Here is a 21,286-nt window from a genome sequence, read left to right on the forward strand (position 1 = left end):
GACGTACGGACCGACGACGCATTGCCGCAGCTCGGAACGGTCGCACGACAGACGTAGGAGCAATAGATCGAAATATTTGAACATTTGTCGGATGACCGGCCGTGAGCTGCGCCGTAGCGTCGACGCGATCCACCTCGCACGGGCACGGTCACGCACCGTGACCGCACGCGAGCGTCACGGCCGCCGTGACGGACCGCCCGGTCGTGGATCGGCGCTCCGTGCTGTCCTTTCCACCCCCGAAGGAGCAGAAGTGCCCCGACAACCCCGCTCGTCACGCGCTCGCCGCAGCGGCGCGTTGCTGCTGTCCACCGCCCTCGTCGCCTCGTTGACCTCGGTCGCCGCGAAGCCCGCCGCGGCGGCCCCGGAGGAACCCCTCAGGTCCCACGAGATCTTCCTGACCGGCCCGAACCAGGGCGCCCCGGAGGACATCGCCGCCGCCTACCTGCGCGCCGACCCGACCCGGCACGGGGTGACCGCCGCCGACCTCGGTGACCTCGCCGTGGTGTCCAGCTACACCAGCCGGCACACCGGCGTCACCCACGTCAACCTCGCCCAGCGCCACGAGAAGCTGGAGATCTTCGGGGCCACCGCGACGGTCAACGTCGCCCGCGACGGCAGCGTCGTCTTCGTCGGCGACACCCTCGTGGCCGGCCTGACCGCCGGGGCCACCACCCCCGACCTGGACGCCGTGGACGCCGTCGAGGCCGCCGCCGAGGCCCTGGACCTGCCCACGCCCACCAACACCCGGGTGATGAGCCGCACCGGCGGCCCGGCGCAGGGCACCGTCGTCAGCGGCAGCGGCGTCTCCGCCGAGCCCATCCCGGCCAAGCTCGGCTGGCAACCCACCGACGCCGGGCTCCGCCTCGCCTGGCAACTCGTCATCGACGACGCCACCGACGCCCACCTCTGGAACGCCACCGTCGACGCGGAGAGCGGCGACCTGCTCGACGCCGACGACTGGACCACCCACGAACACACCGACGACCTCGCCGAGACCCTGCACCCGGTCTCCGGCCGGACGATGCCGGTCCGGCGCAGCGGGCCGCTCGGCACGCCCGACCCGGTGCGGGACGGGTCGAGCTACCACGTCTACGGCTACCCGACGGAGAGCCCGAACGACGGCCCCCGCGCCGTGGTGACCGACCCGGCGGACGCGCTGGCCTCGCCGCACGGCTGGCACGACACCGACGGTGTGCCCGGTCCGGAGTTCACCACCACCCAGGGCAACAACGTCCACGCGTACCAGGACCAGGACAACAACAACGCGCCGGACTTCGGCAGCAGCCCGGACGGCGGGCCGAACCTGACCTTCAACTTCCCGCTCGACCTGGGCGAGAACCCGCAGAGCTACCGGGACGCGGCCACCGCCAACCTGTTCTACTGGAACAACATCATCCACGACGTCTCGTACCGCTACGGCTTCGACGAGGCGTCCGGGAACTTCCAGGCCAACAACTACGGTCGCGGCGGGGTCGGCGGCGACTACGTCCGCGCCGAGGCGGCCGACGGCGGCGGCACGAACAACGCCAACTTCTCCACCCCCGCGGTGGACGGTGTGGGCACGCCCCGGATGCAGATGTACCTGTGGCCGGGCAACCAGTTCGGCGCGCAGAACCAGGTCGTCGTCGACGGGGTCGGGTCGTTCGACGCCACCTGGTCGCGCTACAGCCCGGCACCGACCAGCACCGGCCTGTCCGCCCGCCCGTTCGTGCACGGCGGCACCGGCTGCGCCGCCTCGTCGTACCCGGCCACGCTGCCCGACGACGGCTGGGTCGCGGTGGTCGACGGCGGCACCACCGCCTGCACCTACCTGCTGCGCACCCAGATCGCCGAGTCACTCGGCGCCGACGCGGTGGTGGTCGCGCACAACGCGGCCGGCCCCGCGCCGGTGCTCACCGGCGCCATGACGACCGCGCCGGTCGCCATCCCGGCGGTGGCGGTCACCCAGGCCGACGGCACCACGCTCAAGGCCGCGATCGCCGAGGGCACGGTCACCGGCTCGGTCCGCAAGCACCCCAGCCACCCGGGCATGCGCGACGGCGACCTCGACGCCGGCATCATCATCCACGAGTACGGCCACGGCATCTCGCTGCGGCTGACCGGCGGCCCGGGAATCAACTGCCTGACCGGCAACGAGCAGATGGGCGAGGGCTGGAGCGACTTCTTCGCGATCACCACGTTGCTGGACCCGGCCCTCGACACCGCCGACGGCTCGCGGGGCCTGGTGCCGTACGTGCTCTATCAGTCCGACCGCACCGGCAACGGGCTGCGCCCCCGGCCGTACTCGCGCAACATGGAGACCCAGCCGTTCACCTACGACAGCATCAAGACGGGCGGCTGGCTGAACGGCACCTCGCTGGCCGCGCCGCACGGCATCGGGCACGGCTGGGCCGCCGTCCTCTGGGACGTCACCTGGGACCTCATCGACCGGCACGGTCTGAACCCGAACGTCTACGGCGACTGGAACACCGGCGGCAACAACCTCGCCATGCAGCTCGTGATGGACGGGTTGAAGATGCAGGGCTGCGGGCCGGGCTTCGTGGTCGGCCGCAACGCCATCATCGCCGCCGACGCGGCGTTGACCGGCGGCGACAACGCCTGCACCCTCTGGGCCTCGTTCGCCCGCCGGGGTCTCGGCTACAGCGCGGTGCAGGGCACCACCAACCGCGACGACAACACGGAGGCGTTCGACACGCACCCGTCCTGCCGGGGCGACTTCGTCGGCCGCACCGCAGCGCCCGGCCTGAACACGCTGCCCGCCGGGGACGCGGCACCGATGAAGTTCCAACTCGCCGCAAACCGGGGGCTGGACATCCTGGCCAGCAACTCGCCGTACTCCCGCCTGGTCGACTGCGACACGCTGCAGACGGTCAACCCGGACGGTTCGGTCACGCCGCGACCGCTCCCGGTGGCCGCCGTCAATCCCGGCAACTCCCGCATGTCCGCCAATGCCAGAGGCCAGTACAACTACGTCTGGAAGACCGACCCCGCCTGGGCCGGCACCTGCCGTGAGTTCGTCCTGACCCTGGACAACGGCTTCCAGTACCGCACCTACTTCCGATTCACCGGCTGATCCGACCCGCACCTGCGGGGAGGGTTCCGAGCCACGGAACCCTCCCCCGCGCCATGCCTACAGGTGTACCCGGGCGGCGAGGGGGTAGGAACCGCCGACCGACGCCGCCGCGTGTCGCACCGTCGCCACGCCAGGTCCACCGCAGGCCAGGGGGAACGGATGAGCCGGGTCCGCAATCTGCGCGTCCGCCCCGACCTGCTCTATCTGGCCAGCGGCTGGAGCACGCTGGTCACCGACGTCCGGGGCCGGATCACCGGCACCGGGCCGCAGGGATTCTTCGCCCGCAACACCCGGGTGCTGCACACCGAGCGCATCACCGTCGACGGACGGGAGCCGGTGCCGTTCAGCACGGCCACCGTCCAGGGGTACGCCCAACTGTCCTACGCCGAGCTGGGCGCCGGTGACGAACTGCCCTCGCGGGCGGCGTACCTGACCGTGGCCCGGTTCGTGGGGGCGGGGCTGCGGACCCGGCTGACCGTGCTCAGCTACGCCGACACACCGCTGGACCTGCGACTGCGCATCGAGCTGGACGCCGACTTCGCGGACACCGGCGAGGCCGAACGGGGCCGGCGGGTGCAGTCCGGCACGGTCGAGCGCCGGTGGGACCCGGCGCAGCGGGAGCTCCGTCTGATCTACCGCTGCGACGGCCTGGACCGGGCGGTGGCGATCCGGGCCCGGACGGACCAGCCGCTCCGGTACGCCGACGACGGCTTCGAGGTCGACCTGGCGCTGCCGACCCGCGAACGTCGGCAGGTGGAGATCCTCGTCGAGCCCGTCTTCGACGGCGAACGGCTCGTCGCGCCACCGCCGAGCTTCACCGACTCCGGTGACCTCGCCGGTGCGGCACGCACCCGGCTGGAACGCGAGTTCACCCAGTTGACCAGCACCAACTTCGACGTGACGGCGGCCTGGCGATGCGCGACGGAGGACCTGGCCGGGTTACCCCTCGGCGAGCCGTCCGGCCCGACCGCACCCATCGCCGGCCTGCCGATCTATCAGGAGATCTTCGGCCGGGACACGATGACCGCCTCGTGGCAGGCGATGCTCGCCGGCCCGACGATGCTCGCCGACAGTCTGCGACTCAACGCCGCCCACCTCGGACGGCGCATCGACGACTGGCGCGACGAGGAGCCCGGCAAGCCGCTGCACGAGGCGCGCCAGGGGCCGGTGTCCGCGCTCGGTCTCGACCCGCTGTCGCACTACCACGGTGACTGGTCCACCGCGCCGGACCTCCTCATGTTCCTCGGCCAGTACTACGCCTGGACGGCGGACCTCGACACGGTCCGCGCGCTGCTGCCGGCGGCCCGGCGCGCGTTGGACTGGCTCGACCGGTTCGGCGACCAGGACCACGACGGGTTCCTGGAGTACCACTGCCGCTCCCGGGTCGGCGTGAAGAACCAGGGCTGGAAGGACTCCGACGACGCGGTGGTCGACGAACACGGTCGGCCGGTGCCGAACCCGATCGCGAGCAGCGAGTTGCAGGCGTACTGGTACGCCGCCCTGCGGCACGCGGCCGTGATCTTCACGGTGACCGCTCATCCCGCGACGGGCGCGGCCCTGGTGCGGCGGGCGCGGGCCCTGCGTCGCCGGTTCCACCACGCCTTCTGGATGCCGGACCGGGGTTGCTACGCGATGGCCCTCGGCCCGGACGGGCGGCCGGTGCGCTCGGTCAACTCCAACGACGGGCACCTGCTCGCCTCCGGCATCGTGCCGGCCCGGATCGCGCCCGTGGTCGCCGACCGGCTGCTCGCGCCGGACATGTTCAGCGGGTGGGGCATCCGCACTCTCTCCGCCACGCACCCGGCGTACAACCCGTTCAGCTACCACCGGGGCAGTGTCTGGCCGGTCGAGGCGGGCACCATCGGCCTCGGGCTCGCCCGGTACGGCTGTTGGGACCACCTGCACCGGCTGGCCGAGGGGACGTTCGCGGCGTCGGCCCTCTTCGCCGAGCACCGCCTCCCCGAGGTGCTCAGCGGCCTGCCCCGCGACACCTTTCCGCATCCCGGGGTCTACCCGAACTCGTGCTCCCCGCAGGCGTGGTCGGCCAGCTCGGTCGTCGCGTTGGTGCAGGCGCTGCTGGCGTTGCGCCCGGCCGCGCCGCTGCGGGCGGTCCTCCTCGACCCGCACCTGCCGCCGTGGCTGCCGGACCTCACGCTGGAGGGGGTACGGGTCGGTGGGCACACCTTCGACCTGACGGTGCGGCGCCGACGTGGTGGGCGCACGTCGGTGCGGACCCGGGGCGACCGGATCGCGGTGTTGCGCCGCCCCACCCGTCAGGCGTCGGCCGTTCGGCGACACCGCCCCTGACCGGGGTGCGGTGGGTGGTCAGGAGAAGCGGGCCGGGTCACCGGCGCCGACCCGGACGACCTCCGGCTCACCGTCCGAGAAGTCGATCACCGTGGTCGGCTCGGTGCCGCACTCCCCCGCGTCGACCACCGCGTCCACGGCGTGGTCGAGGCGTTCCTTGATCTCCCAGCCCTGGGTCATCGGCTCCTCGTCGCCGGGCAGCAGCAGGGTGCTCGACAGCAACGGCTCGCCCCACTCGTCGAGCAGCGCGCGGGTGACCGGATGCGCGGGGATGCGGACGCCCACGGTCTTCTTGCGCGGGTGCAGCAGCCGGCGCGGGACCTCGCGGGTGGCCGGCAGGATGAAGGTGTAACCGCCCGGGGTGGCGGCCTTCACCGCCCGGAACACCGCGTTGTCGAGCTGCACGAACTGGCCGAGCTGGGCGAAGTCGCGGCAGACCAGGGTGAAGTGGTGCCCGCTGTCGAGCTGGCGGATCTCCCGGATCCGGTCCATGCCCGCCTTGTTGCCGAGCCGGCTGCCGAGCGCGAAGCACGAGTCGGTCGGGTAGGCGATCAGGCCGTCGCGCCGGACGATGTCGATCACCTGACCGATGATGCGCGGCTGCGGGTTGTCCGGATGCACGTCGAAGTACCTGGCCATGGCCGGAAGCTTAGAGCGAGGCCGGGAAAGTGTCGCATTGGTGACAGTGGCGGCCTGCGGTCGCGTGTCGACACCCATCGTTGTCGGTATGGTCGGACGAGTCCACGACGGCGGCTACCGCGACACGTTCCGACACCCCGCGACGCCCACACCCGTCCGGCTCACCGTGCTCGTCTTCGGCGTACTGGCGCTGCTGTTCGCGCTGGCGACCGCGCACCGCGCGGTGGTCGACGGCGGTTCGCTCGGCGCCGCCGTCTTCTTCGCCGTGATGGCCGTGGCGTGCACGCTGGTGGCGGTGAGCCTGGCCGCCCGCCGCCAGTGGGCGCCCTACCCGGCGTACGCGCTGACCGGCCTGTTGGCCGCCGCCTCGCTCGGCCTGTGGGGCGCGATCACCTGCGTCGGCGGGCTCCTGCTGCTCTGGGTGCTGTGGGCGCTGAACACCCGGGTCTCCCGCGACTGGTTCGGTCGGCGCGGCCGGCTGCGGTGAGCACGACGCGGCGACCGCTGCCATCGGCGAGGGCGCGCCGCGCCACCGGACGAGCGGGTCGTGCCGCCCACGCCGGTCACGGCGGCCCTCCCCGAACGGGGTCGGCGCGCCGTCAGGCGGTCGCCGAGGACTCCGTCTCCGGCTCCTCGTCCGCCTCGGTCGCCGCCGCCTTCTCGGCGTCGGTCTTCTCCGCGTCGGCCTTCGGCTTCTCCGCCTCGACCACCGGGTTCTTCCAGGAGAACTCGATCTCGATCGAGTACTCGTCCTTCCCCTCCTGCTCGATCTCCAGCTCGCAGTGCACCTGGTCGGCGACGGCGATGGTGCCGGCGGCACCGTAGAAGACCTGCCCGGCCTCCACCTGGCTCGCCACCTGACGCAGCCACGCGGCCAGATCCGCCCGCGACACGGTCCGCTCGTCCTCGTAGATATCCATGCCGTCATGCTGGCATTGCGGTGTCGACCGAGCACGCCCAGGGTTACCCGGTCGGCGGGGCCGCAGGTCGCGTCACCGGCCCGCCCGTCGCGCGGCGGTCAGGTGGCCGGATCGCCCGCCCGCGCGTGCGTCGCGGCCATGATCTCCCGGCGGCGGACCGCCGCGATCATCGCCGTGCCGGCCGCCATCACCACCCCCGCCATCAGCAGGGCCCAGGACCCGTCGACCCGCAGTGTCAGGAGCGCCGCGACCAGGGCGCCGAGGCCCATCGAGACGATCGCGGCGAGCCGTCGGGCCCACGCCGTGCCCGCGCCTCCGGCAGCCCGGCTGTCCGCCGAGAGGTTCACCATGGTCATCGTCACCACCACCGTGGAGAGGTCCCGGATGCCGATGTGGCGGACCGCCGCGGCCTGGGCGCCGAGCACCAGCGCCAACAACCCGGTGACGACCAGCATCACGATCCCCTCCGGCGACCCGGTGCCGAGCCAGAGCCCGGCCGACGCCAGCGTCGACGCGCTACCGGCGACCAGCACGACCAGGCCGGAGCGGGGCAGCTTCGCCGGGCCCGTCGCGCCCCGGGTCAGCCGGGCGGCGAGCACCGCGCCGAGCATGAAGGCCAGCAACGCCACCAGGTTGTTGAGCACCGGCAGCCCGGGAACCCCGGCCAGGCCGAAACCGATGAAGAGCACGTTGCCGGTCATGTTGCCGGTGAAGACCCGGTCCAGGGCGAGGTAGCTGACGCCGTCGATCGCCCCGGTCGCCACGGTCAGCACCAGCAGGGGTACGTCGTACGTCTTGGTCATGGGCCTCTTCCGCAGCTCGCCGCCGGATGGCGCGTCGAGAGCGGCCGTGAGCAGGGCGATCGTCCGGTTCGGAGTCTACGCACCGCCCACGGCCGCGTCCGGCGCAGCCGCGTCACGGCCCGGCGGCGGCCTCCAGCAGGTCGTCGTAGTGCTGTAGGCCGTGGTTCGGCGACACGTCCGCGATCGACCAGCTCTGGTAGCCGGTCTTCGTCCTGGGCAGCTCCACGGCGTTCGCCCCGTAGGTGAGGGCCAGCTCCAGCGTCTGGTTCCAGGTCGACGCCGGGCACGGGTCCTGGTCGGCGCAGACCAGGTCGGCGGTCGCGGTCTGGTAGCTGATCGGGCCGCCCTTGCCCGCGATGTACGCCCACATCGCGTAGTAGTTGTTCGGGCGGTCGGGGTACATCGAGTTGTTGCCCAGCACGCACCGGGCGCCCAGTGAGGTACGGCAGTAGTCGATCATCTGCCGGGTGTACGGCATGTCCACCGAGCCCGTCCAGGTCACCTCGTTGATCCGCTGGTACGGGTTGAAGGCCAGGTAGGAGCGGGTCTGCTCCCACACGTCGTGCGCGTCGATCTCGTCGCGGTGGCACTGGTCGTCGGCCGCCCCGGTGTAGCCGGCCGCCTCCAGGCCGGGCCGGTTCAGGCTGAGCTGCCCGGTCTGCCGGATGTAGGGCTCGGCGAACTCGGTGGTGCAGCGGGCGATCACCACGTCCCGGATCCGGGGCTCGTCGTCGTAGCGGGCGGCCAGCCGGTCCTGGAGGTTCTGGTAGGCCGTTCCGTACTCGCTGGTCCAGAACGCACCGATCGTGCCGGCCAGGGTGCCGCTGGTGTACCACGGGATCGGGCTGGCACCGCCCAACGTCTTCGCCCAGTCCGGGGCGTGGATGCCGCCGACCACCCGCAGCCGGGCGTGCATCCCGGCCGCGTTCGCGGCGGTGACCGCCAGGTCGATCGCGGTGGTGTCGAGCGCACCGCCGTGGTCGGTGCCGGCCTGCTGCTGCGGTTGCAGGTCGCTCCAGTTGACCCGGATGACGAAGCTGTCCACCACCGGCGCGTACGCACCGGTGGCCGGCTCGGCCCGGTCGACCAGGCCGCTCAGCGGCGGCTTGAGGGTGACCGCCGTCGGGGTCGACGTCGACTGCGCCTGCGCCGGTACGGCGACCGCCGTGGCCGCCGTCACCGCGGTGACGAGTACCGCGAACCTTCTCACCCGGGAACCTCCTCGTGGCAGATGGAGCCCTCGGCGTCCGGAGGGACCCACCCGCGAGCCGGGGCGGCGTCGGCCGGACACCCGGGCACGAAGCGCCAGGATAGGGCTGAAGCGACCCGACGTCACCGGCGAAGACCGGCGGCGGTCCGGTCGTTTCCGGCCTGGCCGCTGGTCACCGTGCCGGTGTGTGGCCCGACCCGTTACGGTGTACCGACCGATCTTCACCTGGGGGTTCCCTTGAGCCGGTTCGAGCAGCTGCGGCACCGACTGCGCCGGGCGTACGACGGGGGACGCGAGTCGGTACGCGCGGCCAGGGACCGGGACCGTACCCGGCAGGCCGACCGTGCGGAGGAGTTCGCCCGGCCCATCCCCGAGCCCCGCGCCGGCAACGACGGCGAGGACGGCCATCCCTCGACGATCAGCCGGGACGACGCCGGGGTGCCGCACTCGTTGCGGATCGCCGCCGCCTGGTCGTGGCGGATCATCGTCATCGGCATCGTCGGCTGGGCGATGCTGCGGTTCATGGGCACCATCCGCGTCGTGATCGTGCCCCTGCTGGTGGCGCTGCTGCTCTCCGCACTGCTGGCACCCGCCGTCGGCTGGCTGCTGCGGGCCCGCTTCCCCCGTTCGCTGGCCACCGCCGTGGTGCTGATCGGTGGACTGGCCGCCGTGGTCGGCACGCTGACCATGGTGGTCAGCGAGTTCGTCACCGGCCTGCCCGACCTCAGCCGCAACGCGGCCGACGGCATCGGTCAGATCCAGAACTGGCTGCGCGACGGGCCGCTGAACCTCTCCGACGGCACGTTGAACCAGTACATCCAGGCCGGGCAGAACTGGATCAACGAGAACACCCAGGCGCTGACCACCGGCGCGCTCTCCACCGCCGGCACGGTGGTGGAGATCTTCACCGGTGCGCTGCTGGTCCTCTTCGCCATGTTCTTCTTCCTCCGCGACGGCCAGCGCATCTGGCGGTTCATCGTGGGGATGTTCCCGGCCCCCGCCCGCTGGCGCCTCGACGACGCGGGCAGGGCCTCGTGGCAGACCCTGGTCGCCTACGTGCGGGCCACCGTGCTGGTGGCGTTCATCGACGCGGTGGGCATCGGTATCGCGCTGGTGCTGTTCGACGTGCCGTTCGCCTTCGCCCTGGCCGCGCTGGTCTTCCTCGGCGCGTTCATCCCGATCGTCGGTGCCACGCTCTCCGGCGCGGTGGCGGTGCTGGTCGCCCTGGTGGACGGCGGCTGGGTCACCGCGCTGTTCATCCTCGGCGCGGTGATCGTGGTGCAGCAGGTCGAGGGGAACGTCCTCCAGCCGTGGATCATGGGCAAGGCGGTGGCGCTGCACCCGCTGCCCGTGGTGCTGGCGGTCACCGCCGGTGTGGTGCTCGACGGCATCTTCGGCGCGCTCATCGCCGTACCGCTGATCGCCGTGCTCAACACCGCGGTCCGGCGGCTGGCCCGACGCCTCCCGCCGGCCGAGCAGCCACCGCCCCCGGAGGCGGTCGTGGTCAAGGCCACCGCACCCTGACCCTTCCGGTCCTCTCGGGTGTGCGGTCCGTCGGCGGTGCCCGCCGGTGGGCGGCTCCCACCGGCGGGCACCACGGGTCAGGCGTCGCTCGGCGCGGGCGTCGGCCCGTCGGCGGCCAGTTCGGCGCGGACCGAGGCGGCGGCCCGGACCAGCGCGGTCAGTGCGGGACGGACCTCGTCGTAGCCCCGGGTCTTGAGCCCGCAGTCGGGGTTGACCCAGAGCCGGTCCGGCCCGACGACCGCCGCCGCCCGGCGCAGCGCGGTGACCACCTCGGCGCCGTCGGGCACCCGGGGCGAGTGGATGTCGTAGACACCCGGCCCGATGCCCCGGGTGTAGCCGACGGTGGCCAGGTCGTCGAGGATCTCCATCCGGGAACGTGACGCCTCGATGCTGGTCACGTCGGCGTCCAGGGCGTCGATGGCGGGCAGCACCTCGCCGAACTCCGAGTAGCACAGGTGGGTGTGGATCGCCGTGGCGTCGGCGACGCCGCTGGTCGCCAGTCGGAACGCCGCCACCGACCAGTCCAGGTAGCCGGCGTGGTCCCGGCGGCGTGGTGGCAGCAGTTCCCGCAGGGCGGGCTCGTCGACCTGGATGATCCGGATGCCCGCCGCCTCCAGGTCCCGCGCCTCGTCACGCAGGGCCAGGGCGACCTGCCGGGCGGTCTCCGCCAGCGGCTGGTCCACCCGGACGAACGACCAGGCCAGGATGGTCACCGGACCGGTGAGCATGCCCTTGACCGGCCGGTCGGTGAGGGACTGGGCGTACCGGGACCAGGTCACCGTGATCGGTGCGCGCCGGGTCACGTCGCCGTACAGGATCGGTGGGCGTACGCACCGGGAGCCGTACGACTGGACCCAGCCGTGGGCGGTGGCGGCGAAGCCGTCGAGGTGTTCGGCGAAGTACTGCACCATGTCGTTGCGCTCCGGCTCGCCGTGCACCAGCACGTCCAGCCCGAGGCGTTCCTGTTCGGCCACCACCTCGGCGATCTCGGCCCGCATCCGCTCGGCGTAGCCGGCCGCGTCCAGGCGACCGGCCCGGTGCTCGGCCCGGGCCCGGCGCAACGCCTCGGTCTGCGGGAACGACCCGATGGTGGTGGTCGCCAGCACGGGCAGCCCGAGGCGTCGGCGCTGGGCCTCGGCGCGCTGCGGGTACGGGCCGCGTCGGGTGTGCTCGGGCCGTAGGGCCTCCAGGCGGGCACGGACCGCGTCGTCGCGCCACTGTGCCGGCACCGGCGCAGGCGCGGCGGGCAGCTCGCCCACCCCGTCGCGCAGCACCCGACCGAGCGCGACCACCTCGTCGACCTTCTGACGGGCGAACGCCAACCGGTCCCGTAGCCGGGGGTCCAGCTCGGTCTCGGCGGCCAGGTCCACCGGCACGTGCAGCAGCGAGCAGGAGGTGGACACGGCCACGCTGTCGGCGAGCCCGGTGAGGGTGGCGCCGACAGCCGCAGCGGCCCGCAGGTCGGTCCGCCACACGTTGCGGCCGTCGACCAGCCCGGCGACCACGGTCCGGCCCGGCAGCGCGCCGTGGCCGGCGAGCCGGTCCAGGTCACCCGGACCGGCGACCAGGTCCAACCCGATCGCCTCGATCGGCGTGTCCAGCAAGGCGGGCAGCGCGTCGCCGAGTTCGCCGAAGTAGGCGGCGACGAACAGGCGGGGCCGGTGGGTCAGCGCGCCGAGGCGGGCGTAGGCGGCGCTGAGGGCGCGGATCTCGGCGTCGGACCGGTCGCCGACGTACGCCGGTTCGTCGAGCTGCACCCACGGCACCCCGACGTCGGCGAGCGCGGTCAGCAGGTCGGCGTAGACGTCGACGAGGTCGTCCAGCCGGTCGAACGGGCGGAACCCGTCCGGCGCGTCGGCGGTGGGCTTGGCGAGCAGCAGCAGGGTGGCCGGGCCGACCAGCACCGGACGGGTGGTGATGCCGAGCGCCCGCGCCCGCCCGTAATCGGTCAGGGGCGTGTCGGCCCGGGCGGCGAAGGCGGTGTCCGGGCCGATCTCGGGCACCAGGTAGTGGTAGTTGGTGTCGAACCACTTCGTCATCTCCAGCGGCGGCTCCTGGGCGGTGCCGCGTGCCATGGCGAAGTAGGTGTCCAGCTCACCGAGGCCGAGCCGGCGGAACCGGTCGGGTACGGCGTCGACCGTGACGGCCGCGTCGAGCACGTGGTCGTAGAGCGAGAACGTGTTGGACGGTACGGCGGACAGGCCGGCGTCGTGCAACGTACGCCAGGTCTCCTCGCGTACCTGCGCGGCGGTGGCCCGCAGGGTCGGCTCGTCGATGCGGCCGGCCCAGTAGCCCTCGACTGCGGTCTTGAGTTCACGGCGCGGGCCGATGCGCGGATAGCCGAGCACGGTGCTCGTGCCGAACGGAGTGGTCATGTCGCCAGGGTTCCCTTCCCTCGAGGTCCGGCGGTACGGCTCCGGGGAAGGCTGGGGAGGGCACGGTGCGACGACCGACCTCGCCCGGGCCCTCCCGCGAGGCCGACGGCGGCGTGCGCGGCTGCGCACGCGGCACGGGCAGGTCTTCGGACTCGTGGGCGCGACCGGCTGGGCCGGTCTCCTACTGGCCGTCGCTTCCCGGACCCGACAGGGCGTCCAGTGCGTGTGACGGCGGTCGTTCCCACTCACCGCTGCGGGGCAGTCCCGGACTCACACCGGGTTCCCTCTTACGACGCCTCGACCGGACGGCCGGGGCGAACCAGTACCGTCTCGGATCCTAGCGTCCGGATCACGCGTGACGACCGGCGCGCGGGTGTGATGTCCGCACGGCGACACGGGGTCGAGCGGAGCGTGAACAACGACTCATCCGGCTTCCGCTGGCGTGATCTTGGTGTTAGCTTTTTGCAAAGACTTGGCAAGAACAACGACTTTGCGTGGGAGAGCGGTGAGCGTCACCACCCTGCCGACGAGCCCGACGGACGTGCTCGGTGTGGCGGCGCAGCGCCGCCGGACCGGCCTCTGGCTGCTCGCGCTGACCCTCGGCCTGGTCCTGACCGGCCTGGTCGCGGTCGGGGCCGGGGCGATCGGCATCCCGCCGCTCACGGTGGCCCGGATCATCGGGCACCAGCTCGTCGGCGTGCCGGGCGAGGTGAGCTGGACCGGACCGCAGCAGGCGATCGTCTGGCAGGTCCGACTGCCCCGGGTCCTGCTCGGCATGCTGGTCGGCGCCGGGCTGGCGGTCTGCGGCGTGGCCTTGCAGGCCATGGTCCGCAACGTGCTCGCCGACCCGTACCTGCTGGGGATCAACTCCGGCGCCTCCAGCGGCGCGGCCGCCGCGATCCTCTTCGGCGCCGGCGCCGGCTTCGGCCAGTACGCGCTCTCCACCAGCGCGTTCGTCGGCGCGCTCGGCGCCTCGCTGCTGGTCTTCCTGATCGCGCGCAGCGGCGGCCGGGTCACCTCCATCCGGCTGCTGCTGGCCGGCGTCGCCGTCGGGTACGCGCTGTACGCCACCACCAGCTTCCTGATCTTCGCCTCCGGATCCGCCGAGGGTGCCCGGTCGGTGATGTTCTGGCTCCTCGGGTCGCTGGGCCTGGCCCGCTGGAACGCCCTGCTGCTGATCGCCGCCGTGGTGCTGATCGGCACCATCGGATACCTGACCGTCGTCGGACGGCGGCTCGACGTGCTGGCCATCGGCGACGAGACCGCGCACACCCTGGGCGTCTCGCCGGACCGGTTCCGCCTCCGGCTGCTCGTGCTGGTCTCGCTCAGCGTCGGCATCCTGGTCTCCGCCGCCGGCAGCATCGGTTTCGTCGGCCTGGTCGTGCCGCACCTGGCCCGCCGCATCGTCGGCGCACCGCACGTCCGGGTGGTGCCGGTGGCCGCGCTGCTCGGGGCGATCCTCCTGGTCTGGGCCGACGTGCTGGCCCGGGTGCTGCTGGCACCGCAGGAGATCCCGATCGGCATCATCACCTCCCTGCTCGGTGCCCCCTTCCTGCTGGTCCTGATCCGTCGTCTGCACGCCTCCGGCGCCTGAACGCCCGTCCGTCAAGGAGAACCGATGTTGAAGGCTCGCCGCCTCGCCACCGCCGCCGCCTCCGCGTGCGTGCTGCTCGTCGCCGGGTGCGGCGGCGGCACCGACGGACCGACCGACGCCGCCCCCGGCTACCCGGTCACCGTGACCAACTGCGGCGTGGACGTCACCTTCGACGCCCCTCCGCAGCGGATCGTGCTACTCAAGAGCGCCGCCGTGCCGTACCTGCACGCGCTCGGCGTGCTGGACCGGGTCACCGCGCGGGCGGGGCAGTACCCGAAGGAGTACTACGACGCGGCGACCCAGGGCGAGCTGGACCGCATCCCGTTGCTGACCGACAAGACCGACACCAGCGGCCACCTCCAGATCTCCAAGGAGGTGGTGATCAGCCAGGAGCCCGACCTGGTCCTCGGCGAGGTCGACAACCTCTCCCGCGACACCCTCGCGGCGGTGGACATCCCGCTGCTGGAGGAGCCGGCGATGTGCCCGGACAGCACCGCCGTGCCGAGTTTCGACGACATCTACCGGCAGATGGAGACGTACGGCCGGGTGTTCGGCCGCCAGACCGAGGCGTCGACTGCGGTCACCGCGCTCCAGGACCGGATGACGAAGGTCCAGGCCGAGGCGGGCAACGGGTCCGGACGCACCGCGGCGGTGCTCTACCCGACCGTCGGCGGCGGCACCACGTACGCGTACGGCACCGGCAGCATGGCCCACCCGCAGTTGACGGCCGCCGGTTTCCGCAACGTCTTCGGCGACGTCAAGGAGCGGGTCTTCGAGGTCACCGTCGAGGAACTGCTCGGCCGCAACCCGGACGTGCTGATCCTGCTCTACGGCGACGGCGACCCCCGCGCGGTCGAGCAGGGGCTCACCGGGCTGCCGGGCGCGCAGCAGCTCAACGCGGTCCGCAACGGCCAGGTCATGACCCAGTTGTTCAACTTCACCGAGCCGCCGACGCCGTTGTCCATCGACGGTCTGGAGCGGATCGTGCAGCGCTTCGGGAACGGCTCGTGATCGAGGCCACCGACGTCACGTGGCGCTACGGCGCGAATCCGGTCATCGACGGGGTCAGCGTGACCGCCCGGCCGGGTCGGGTCCTCGGCCTGATCGGGCCCAACGGCAGCGGCAAGACCACGCTGCTGCGGTTGCTCTACGGCGCCCTGCGCAGCCGGACCGGGCAGGTCGTGGTGGACGGCGACGCGTTGGTCGCCCTGCCCGCCCGGGAGGCCGCGCGGCGGCTGGCCGTGGTCGTGCAGGAGAGCGGCGGGGAGACCGCCCTGACCGTGGCGGAGCTGGTGCTGCTCGGCCGGGGGCCGCACCTGTCGACGTTCCAGCGGACCGGTCGGGCCGACCACGAGATCGCCGCCCGCTGCCTGAGCCGGGTCGGTGCCACGCACCTGAGCGGGCGGGCGTTCGTCCAGCTCTCCGGCGGTGAGCGGCAGCGGGTGCTGATCGCCCGCGCGCTCGCCCAGCAGGCCACCCACCTGCTGCTCGACGAGCCCACCAACCACCTCGACATCCGCTACCAGCACGAGATCCTGCACCTGGTCCGCACGCTGGACACCTGCTCGGTCGTCGTGCTGCACGATCTCAACCTGGCCGCCCGCTACTGCGACGACCTGGTGCTGCTCGGCGCGGGCGGGGTCGCCGCCGCCGGCACCGTCGACGAGGTCCTCGACCCCGCCGTCCTGGAGCCCGTCTACGGCATCGGCATCCGGCGCCTGGACCTCGACGGCACCGTCCACCTGCTGTTCCACCCGATCCATGAGAGCACCGACGAGAGGACTGCGGCATGACCACGCAGGAGCGCATCAACGCCTACTGGACCGGCCGCGCACCCGAGTACGACGAGTACCAGCAGCGCCCCGACCGGCTCGCCGACGACCAGCGGGCCTGGGCGCAGATCTGGGCGCAGGCCCTGCCGGCCGCACCGCTGGACGTGCTCGACGTCGGCACCGGCACCGGCCAGGTCGCCATGGTCCTGGCCGGTCTCGGGCACCGCGTCACCGGCATCGACCTGGCCGAGGGCATGCTCGCCGAGGCCCGCCGGCACGCCGCGACCGTCACCGACGGCCCGGTCATCCGGCTCGGCGACGCCGTCGCGCCGGACTTCCCGGCCGCCAGCTTCGACGCCGTCACCAGCCGATACCTGATGTGGACGCTGCGCGAGCCGCAGAGGGCCGTGGCCAACTGGATCCGCCTGCTGCGCCCCGGCGGCACGGTCGCGGTGGTGGACAGCACCTGGTTCCCGCACGGCCTCGACAACGCCTCGGAGAACTTCACCGGCCACTACGACAGCCAGGTGCAGGCGGAGCTGCCGCTGGCCACCGCGACCTCCATCGACAAGACCGTGGCGGTGCTGGAGGAGGCGGGCCTGACGGACGTCACGGCCGTCCCGCTGACGTCGATCTACGAGCTGGACCACCGGTACGGCGTGGCACCGAACCACGAGCACCAGATGCAGTACCTGGTCAGCGGCCGGGTCTGAGACGACCCGCCGCCGGGCACCCGGCCGCGTCCGCAGCACCAGTCACGCTCCGTGCAGCTCTCCGTGGACAGCGGGGAGCGCCGGGGCGTTCAGGCGTTGCGGTAATACGTATTAGCGCCGTCGAGTTCTTGAATACTGCGACTCCGGGGCGGCGCTGTCAAGAGCCGACGGCGAGCGCGCCCCGTCGGGCGGGTGGGGCGCCGCGCCTCGTTCACAGGTCCGCCGAGGACGCTCGCTAATCCGCATTAGTTCAGGGAGTTCATCAGACGGAAATCTGCCGTCACCCCCTTGACATCGATCGGGTTCAGCCGCGAAGCTCCTTCCCAGCCCGAACGCTAATACGCATTAGCGGCAGTGGAAGGACTCCCCCGTGCCCCCTGCACCCCGACGCGTCACACAACGTGACATCGCACGGATGGCCGGCGTCAGCCAGGCAACCGTGTCGCTGGTGCTCAACAACCGCGCCGACGCGGAGGTGCGCATCGCCCCCGAGACCCGGGACCGGGTGCTGCGGGTGATCGCCGAGACCGGGTACGCCGCCGACCCGGTCGCCCGTCGGCTCGCGTCCCGGTTCAACCGGATCATCGGCGTCTTCACCTACGAGCCGGCGTTCCCCAGCGGCAGCCGGGACTTCTTCCACCCCTTCCTGCTCGGCATCGAGGAGTACGCCGAACGGGTCGGCTGCGACCTGCTGCTGTTCACCAGCGCACCCGTGGTCGACGGGCGTCGACGGATCTTCCACCGCGACAACCGGCTCCGTCTGGCCGACGGGTGCATCCTGCTCGGACGCGAGATCGACGCCGCCGAGCTGCTCCGGCTCAACCGCGACGGATACCCGTACGTGGCGGTGGGTCGCCGCGACGACGCGGGTGGACCGGTCCCCTACGTCGGCGCCGACTACGCCGCGGCGGTGCGGCAGCTCGTCGAACTGGCCCTGGGACGCGGCCACCGGCGCCTGGCCTACCTGGGCGTGGACGCCACCGCCGAGTCCTCGGCCGACCGCTGGCACGGGTTCGACGCCGCCGCACCGGCCGCCGAGTCGGCCCGCCGCCTGACCGACCCGACCCGCGACGCCGACGCCGTCCTGGACGACCTCGCCGGGGACGGCAGCACGGTCGTCTTCGTCGAGGACTTCGCCACCGCCGTCGCCCTGGAGTCCGCCGCCCGCCGACGCGGGCTGCGCGTACCCGGTGACCTGTCGATCCTGACGCTCGGCGACCCGACCGTGCCGGTGCCCACCGACACCGCGTTCACCGGCTTCCACATCCCGCGCGAGGAGATGGGCCGGCAGTCGGTCGAGGTGCTGACCGGGGTCATCGACGGCAGCGCCGACGGCGTCCAGCAACGACTCCTCCCCTGCGAGTTCGTCGAGGGCGACACCCTCGGCGCCCCCGAACCGGCGGTCGACCGCCGATAGGCGGCCCGCGCGACTGGAAGGAAGCAAGTGGCACAGATGCGTGCGGACGTCCTCATCGTCGGCGGCGGACTGGGCGGGGTCGCCGCCGCGCTCGCGGCGGCCCGGGCCGGTCGGTCGGTGATCCTGACCGAGGAGTTCGACTGGCTCGGCGGGCAGCTCACCAGCCAGGCCGTCCCGCCCGACGAGCACTCCTGGATCGAGCAGTTCGGTGCCACCGCCAGCTACCGGGCGCTACGCACCGGCATCCGCGAATACTACCGACGGCACTACCCGCTCACCGAACGCTCCCGGTCCTGGACCGACCTGAATCCGGGTGCCGGCTGGGTCAGCCGGCTCTGCCACGAGCCACGGGTGGCCGTCGCCGTGCTGGAACAGATGCTCGCGCCGTACCGGGGCTCGGGCCGGTTGACCGTGCTCCAGCCGTACCGGCCGGTGGCGGCGGCCACCGACGGGGACCGGGTCACCGGCGTCACGCTGGCGCACCGGGACCGCGAGGACCGCATCGACGTCACCGCGCCGTACGTGCTGGACGCCACCGAGACCGGCGAGTTGCTGCCGCTGACCGGCACCGAGTACGTCACCGGCTTCGAGTCGCGGGAACAGACCGGTGAGCCGAGCGCCCCGGCCGAGGCGCAGCCGATGAACATGCAGGCCGTGTCGGTCTGCTTCGCCATCGACCACGTCGACGGGGATCACACCATCGACCGGCCCGCCGGCTACGACTTCTGGCGCGACTACAAGCCCGACTTCTGGGGTGACCGGCTGCTCTCCTGGCGCTCGCCGAACCCGCGCACCCTGGAGATCCTGGAGCGCAGCTTCACCCCGAACCCGGACGACGAGCCCTGGGCGGTCAACGCCGACCAGCGCGTCAACCCCGGCGACGGCAACCTGTGGACGTTCCGCCGGATCGCCGCCCGGCGCAACTTCGTCGACGGCGCGTACGCCAGCGACATCACCCTGGTCAACTGGCCGATGATCGACTACTTCGAGGGCCCGGTCATCGACGTGCCCAACGCGTCGTGGCACCTGGCCAAGGCACGCGAACTGTCGTACTCCCTCTTCTACTGGTTGCAGACCGAGGCACCGCGACCCGACGGCGGCACCGGCTTCCCCGGGCTGCGGTTGCGCGGCGACGTGACCGGCAACCCGGCCGGTCTGGCCCAGGCGCCCTACATCCGGGAGTCGCGCCGGATCAGGGCCGAGTACACCGTGGTAGAGCAGGACCTCTCCCTCGCGGTACGCGGCGCACACGGCGCCGTGCGGTACCCCGACTCGATCGGCGTCGGGATGTACCGCATCGACCTGCACCCGTCGACCGGCGGCGACAACTACATCGACGTCGGGTCCTGCCCGTTCGAGATCCCACTCGGCGCGCTGATCCCGCAGCGGATGGAGAACCTGCTGCCGGCCGGCAAGAACATCGGCACCACGCACGTCACCAACGGCAGCTACCGGCTGCACCCGGTCGAGTGGAACGTCGGCGAGGTCGCCGGTCTGCTCGCCGACTTCTGTCTGGCGCGGGGCGAGTCCCCGCGCGCGGTCCGCGGCACCCCCCGGCTGCTGGCCGAGTTCACCGACCGCGTCACGGCCGCCGGCGTCGAATGCCGGTGGCCGGAGATCGCGGGCTACTGACCCCCCGGTGAGGAGAGACGATGAGATCAGGAAAGGGAATACGCGTTGTCGCCACGGCGCTGACCGGCGTTCTCGCCATGTCCGCCTGCGGCGGCGGTGAGACGCAGGACAGCGGCCCGGCCACCCTGCGGGTCACCGTCTGGTCGGCCAACGAGGCGCATCTGGCGCTGTTCAACGAGATCGCCGACGAGTACCGCCAGAAAAATCCCGACGTCACGCAGATCACCTTCGATCCGCTGCCGTTCGACACGTACACCACGGCGCTGACCACCCAGATCGCCGGTGGCAACGCCCCCGACCTGGCCTGGGTGTTCGAGAACTCGGCGCCCGACTTCGTCGCCTCCGGCGCGCTGCTGCCACTCGACGAGACCCTCAAGAAGACCGACGGCTACCAGTACGACGACATCCTGCCGGCCACCCTCAAGCTCTGGCAGGACGACGGCAAGCTGTACGCGTACCCCTTCTCCACCTCGCCGTTCGGTGTCTTCGTCAACACCGACCTGCTCAAGCAGGCCGACCAGCGGACCCCCGCCGAGCTGATCGAGGCCGGCCAGTGGACCTGGGACAACGCCTTCGGCGCGGCCGGTGCCACCCAGGCCGCGACCGGCAAGGCCGGGCTGGTGATCCGCGACTTCGACTACAAGGACTGGAGCAACCTGTCCACGATCTGGACCGGGTGGGGTGCTCGGGCCTGGAGCGAGGACGGCAGGACCTGCGGCTTCGCCGAACCCGAGATGGTCGAGGCGATGACGCGGCTGCACCGTGCCGTCTTCACCGACAAGGCGTTGCCCGGCCCGGGCACCACCGCCGACTTCTTCGCCGGTGACGCCGCCATGACCATCACCCAGATCTCCCGCGCGTCACTGCTCGAGGACGACGGGTTCGCCTGGGACCTGGTCCCGCTGCCCGCCGGGCCGAAGGGGCCGTACGCGGTGGTCGGACAGGCCGGCATCGGGGTGCTCAAGCGCAGCCCGAACGCCGAGGCCGCCGCCGACTTCCTGGCCTTCCTCACCAACCCCACCAACTCCGCCAAGCTGGCCCAGTTCTTCCCGCCGCCGCGCCAGTCCCAGTTGACCGCCGACACGCTGGCCAAGACGAACCCGAAGCTCGAACCGGAGCAGTTGCAGAAGGTCGTCATCGACGGGATCACCAACGGCGTGGTCAAGCCCAGTCACGCCGGGCAGGCCGAGATCAGCCAGCAGGTCCGCGCCGGTCTGGACCCGCTGTGGAAGGCCGACGCGGACGTCAGGGCCGTCCTGGACGGGGTCTGCGGCAAGATCCAGCCGTTGCTGGCGAAGTAAGGCGAC

16 protein-coding genes and 1 riboswitch are annotated in these 21,286 nt (G+C 72.2%); of the genes, 11 read left to right on the forward strand and 5 right to left on the reverse strand.

What is annotated here, in order from left to right; all coding sequences use genetic code 11:
• Positions 1–250: 250 nt before the first annotated feature.
• The gene (locus ACFYTT_RS27135) at positions 251–3,073 is read left to right on the forward strand and encodes a M36 family metallopeptidase (protein ID WP_387263342.1); all 2,823 of its coding nucleotides are present in this window, start codon (positions 251–253) and stop codon (positions 3,071–3,073) included.
• Between the two features lie 159 nt (positions 3,074–3,232).
• A complete protein-coding gene (locus ACFYTT_RS27140; RefSeq protein WP_387263344.1) occupies positions 3,233–5,380 on the forward strand; it encodes a glycogen debranching N-terminal domain-containing protein in 2,148 nt (715 codons plus the stop codon).
• 18 nt (positions 5,381–5,398) lie between these two features.
• Here ACFYTT_RS27140 and ACFYTT_RS27145 read toward each other — a convergent pair whose 3' ends face one another.
• The gene (locus ACFYTT_RS27145) at positions 5,399–6,019 is read right to left on the reverse strand and encodes an L-threonylcarbamoyladenylate synthase (RefSeq protein ID WP_131054702.1); all 621 of its coding nucleotides are present in this window, start codon (positions 6,017–6,019) and stop codon (positions 5,399–5,401) included.
• An 88-nt stretch (positions 6,020–6,107) separates the two neighbouring features.
• Between ACFYTT_RS27145 and ACFYTT_RS27150 the strand changes: the two genes are divergently transcribed.
• A complete protein-coding gene (locus ACFYTT_RS27150) occupies positions 6,108–6,506 on the forward strand; it encodes a hypothetical protein (RefSeq protein WP_131054701.1) in 399 nt (132 codons plus the stop codon).
• A gap of 112 nt (positions 6,507–6,618) precedes the next feature.
• On the opposite strand, the gene ACFYTT_RS27155 is transcribed toward ACFYTT_RS27150, so the two are convergent.
• From ACFYTT_RS27155 to ACFYTT_RS27165, 3 genes are all read right to left on the reverse strand, one after another.
• Positions 6,619–6,939 carry an amphi-Trp domain-containing protein gene (locus ACFYTT_RS27155; protein ID WP_131054700.1) on the reverse strand — a complete coding sequence of 107 codons (321 nt, stop codon included), beginning with the start codon at positions 6,937–6,939 and terminating at the stop codon, positions 6,619–6,621.
• A gap of 98 nt (positions 6,940–7,037) precedes the next feature.
• Positions 7,038–7,742 (reverse strand): YoaK family protein, encoded by a 705-nt coding sequence (locus tag ACFYTT_RS27160; protein ID WP_387263349.1) that lies wholly within the window; start codon positions 7,740–7,742, stop codon positions 7,038–7,040.
• Positions 7,743–7,854: 112 nt separating this feature from the next.
• Positions 7,855–8,952 (reverse strand): hypothetical protein, encoded by a 1,098-nt coding sequence (locus ACFYTT_RS27165; RefSeq protein ID WP_387263351.1) that lies wholly within the window; start codon positions 8,950–8,952, stop codon positions 7,855–7,857.
• A gap of 237 nt (positions 8,953–9,189) precedes the next feature.
• On the opposite strand from ACFYTT_RS27165, the gene ACFYTT_RS27170 reads away from it, so the two are divergent.
• On the forward strand, positions 9,190–10,476 hold the full coding sequence (locus ACFYTT_RS27170; protein WP_357216772.1) for an AI-2E family transporter: 1,287 nt from the start codon (positions 9,190–9,192) through the stop codon (positions 10,474–10,476).
• Between the two features lie 77 nt (positions 10,477–10,553).
• On the opposite strand, the gene metE is transcribed toward ACFYTT_RS27170, so the two are convergent.
• Positions 10,554–12,851 (reverse strand): 5-methyltetrahydropteroyltriglutamate--homocysteine S-methyltransferase, encoded by a 2,298-nt coding sequence (gene metE, locus ACFYTT_RS27175; RefSeq protein WP_387263354.1) that lies wholly within the window; start codon positions 12,849–12,851, stop codon positions 10,554–10,556.
• A gap of 119 nt (positions 12,852–12,970) precedes the next feature.
• Positions 12,971–13,190: riboswitch (cobalamin riboswitch) on the reverse strand.
• Positions 13,191–13,356: 166 nt separating this feature from the next.
• Between metE and ACFYTT_RS27180 the strand changes: the two genes are divergently transcribed.
• The 7 genes from ACFYTT_RS27180 (at position 13,357) to ACFYTT_RS27210 (ending at position 21,280) form a co-directional block, all read left to right on the forward strand.
• Entirely contained in the window at positions 13,357–14,445 is a 1,089-nt protein-coding gene (locus tag ACFYTT_RS27180; RefSeq protein ID WP_176094494.1) for an iron ABC transporter permease, read from the forward strand.
• Between the two features lie 24 nt (positions 14,446–14,469).
• Positions 14,470–15,456 (forward strand): ABC transporter substrate-binding protein, encoded by a 987-nt coding sequence (locus tag ACFYTT_RS27185; RefSeq protein WP_387263357.1) that lies wholly within the window; start codon positions 14,470–14,472, stop codon positions 15,454–15,456.
• The gene (locus ACFYTT_RS27190) at positions 15,453–16,238 is read left to right on the forward strand and encodes an ABC transporter ATP-binding protein (RefSeq protein WP_131055466.1); all 786 of its coding nucleotides are present in this window, start codon (positions 15,453–15,455) and stop codon (positions 16,236–16,238) included. Before ACFYTT_RS27185 ends, ACFYTT_RS27190 begins: the two co-directional genes overlap by 4 nt.
• Positions 16,235–16,930: a class I SAM-dependent methyltransferase gene (locus ACFYTT_RS27195; protein ID WP_357216767.1), complete on the forward strand. Its 696-nt coding sequence runs from the start codon at positions 16,235–16,237 to the stop codon at positions 16,928–16,930. Before ACFYTT_RS27190 ends, ACFYTT_RS27195 begins: the two co-directional genes overlap by 4 nt.
• Positions 16,931–17,300: 370 nt before the next feature.
• On the forward strand, positions 17,301–18,347 hold the full coding sequence (locus tag ACFYTT_RS27200; protein ID WP_387263362.1) for a LacI family DNA-binding transcriptional regulator: 1,047 nt from the start codon (positions 17,301–17,303) through the stop codon (positions 18,345–18,347).
• Positions 18,348–18,383: 36 nt separating this feature from the next.
• Complete coding sequence (locus tag ACFYTT_RS27205) at positions 18,384–19,979, forward strand: FAD-dependent oxidoreductase (RefSeq protein WP_387263401.1); 1,596 nt, start codon at positions 18,384–18,386, stop codon at positions 19,977–19,979.
• A gap of 20 nt (positions 19,980–19,999) precedes the next feature.
• Entirely contained in the window at positions 20,000–21,280 is a 1,281-nt protein-coding gene (locus ACFYTT_RS27210) for an ABC transporter substrate-binding protein (protein WP_387263364.1), read from the forward strand.
• Positions 21,281–21,286: the final 6 nt, after the last annotated feature.

This window comes from Micromonospora sp. NPDC003816 (assembly GCF_042874705.1).
GTDB lineage: Bacteria > Actinomycetota > Actinomycetes > Mycobacteriales > Micromonosporaceae > Micromonospora.

Coding starts and splice junctions, on each gene's coding strand:
- ACFYTT_RS27140 (WP_387263344.1), top strand. CDS start 3,233: ATGAGCCGGGTCCGCAATCTGCGCGTCCGCCCCGACCTGCTCTATCTG.
- ACFYTT_RS27145 (WP_131054702.1), bottom strand. CDS start 6,019: ATGGCCAGGTACTTCGACGTGCATCCGGACAACCCGCAGCCGCGCATC.
- ACFYTT_RS27150 (WP_131054701.1), top strand. CDS start 6,108: ATGGTCGGACGAGTCCACGACGGCGGCTACCGCGACACGTTCCGACAC.
- ACFYTT_RS27155 (WP_131054700.1), bottom strand. CDS start 6,939: ATGGATATCTACGAGGACGAGCGGACCGTGTCGCGGGCGGATCTGGCC.
- ACFYTT_RS27160 (WP_387263349.1), bottom strand. CDS start 7,742: ATGACCAAGACGTACGACGTACCCCTGCTGGTGCTGACCGTGGCGACC.
- metE (WP_387263354.1), bottom strand. CDS start 12,851: ATGACCACTCCGTTCGGCACGAGCACCGTGCTCGGCTATCCGCGCATC.
- ACFYTT_RS27185 (WP_387263357.1), top strand. CDS start 14,470: ATGTTGAAGGCTCGCCGCCTCGCCACCGCCGCCGCCTCCGCGTGCGTG.
- ACFYTT_RS27195 (WP_357216767.1), top strand. CDS start 16,235: ATGACCACGCAGGAGCGCATCAACGCCTACTGGACCGGCCGCGCACCC.
- ACFYTT_RS27205 (WP_387263401.1), top strand. CDS start 18,384: ATGCGTGCGGACGTCCTCATCGTCGGCGGCGGACTGGGCGGGGTCGCC.
- ACFYTT_RS27210 (WP_387263364.1), top strand. CDS start 20,000: ATGAGATCAGGAAAGGGAATACGCGTTGTCGCCACGGCGCTGACCGGC.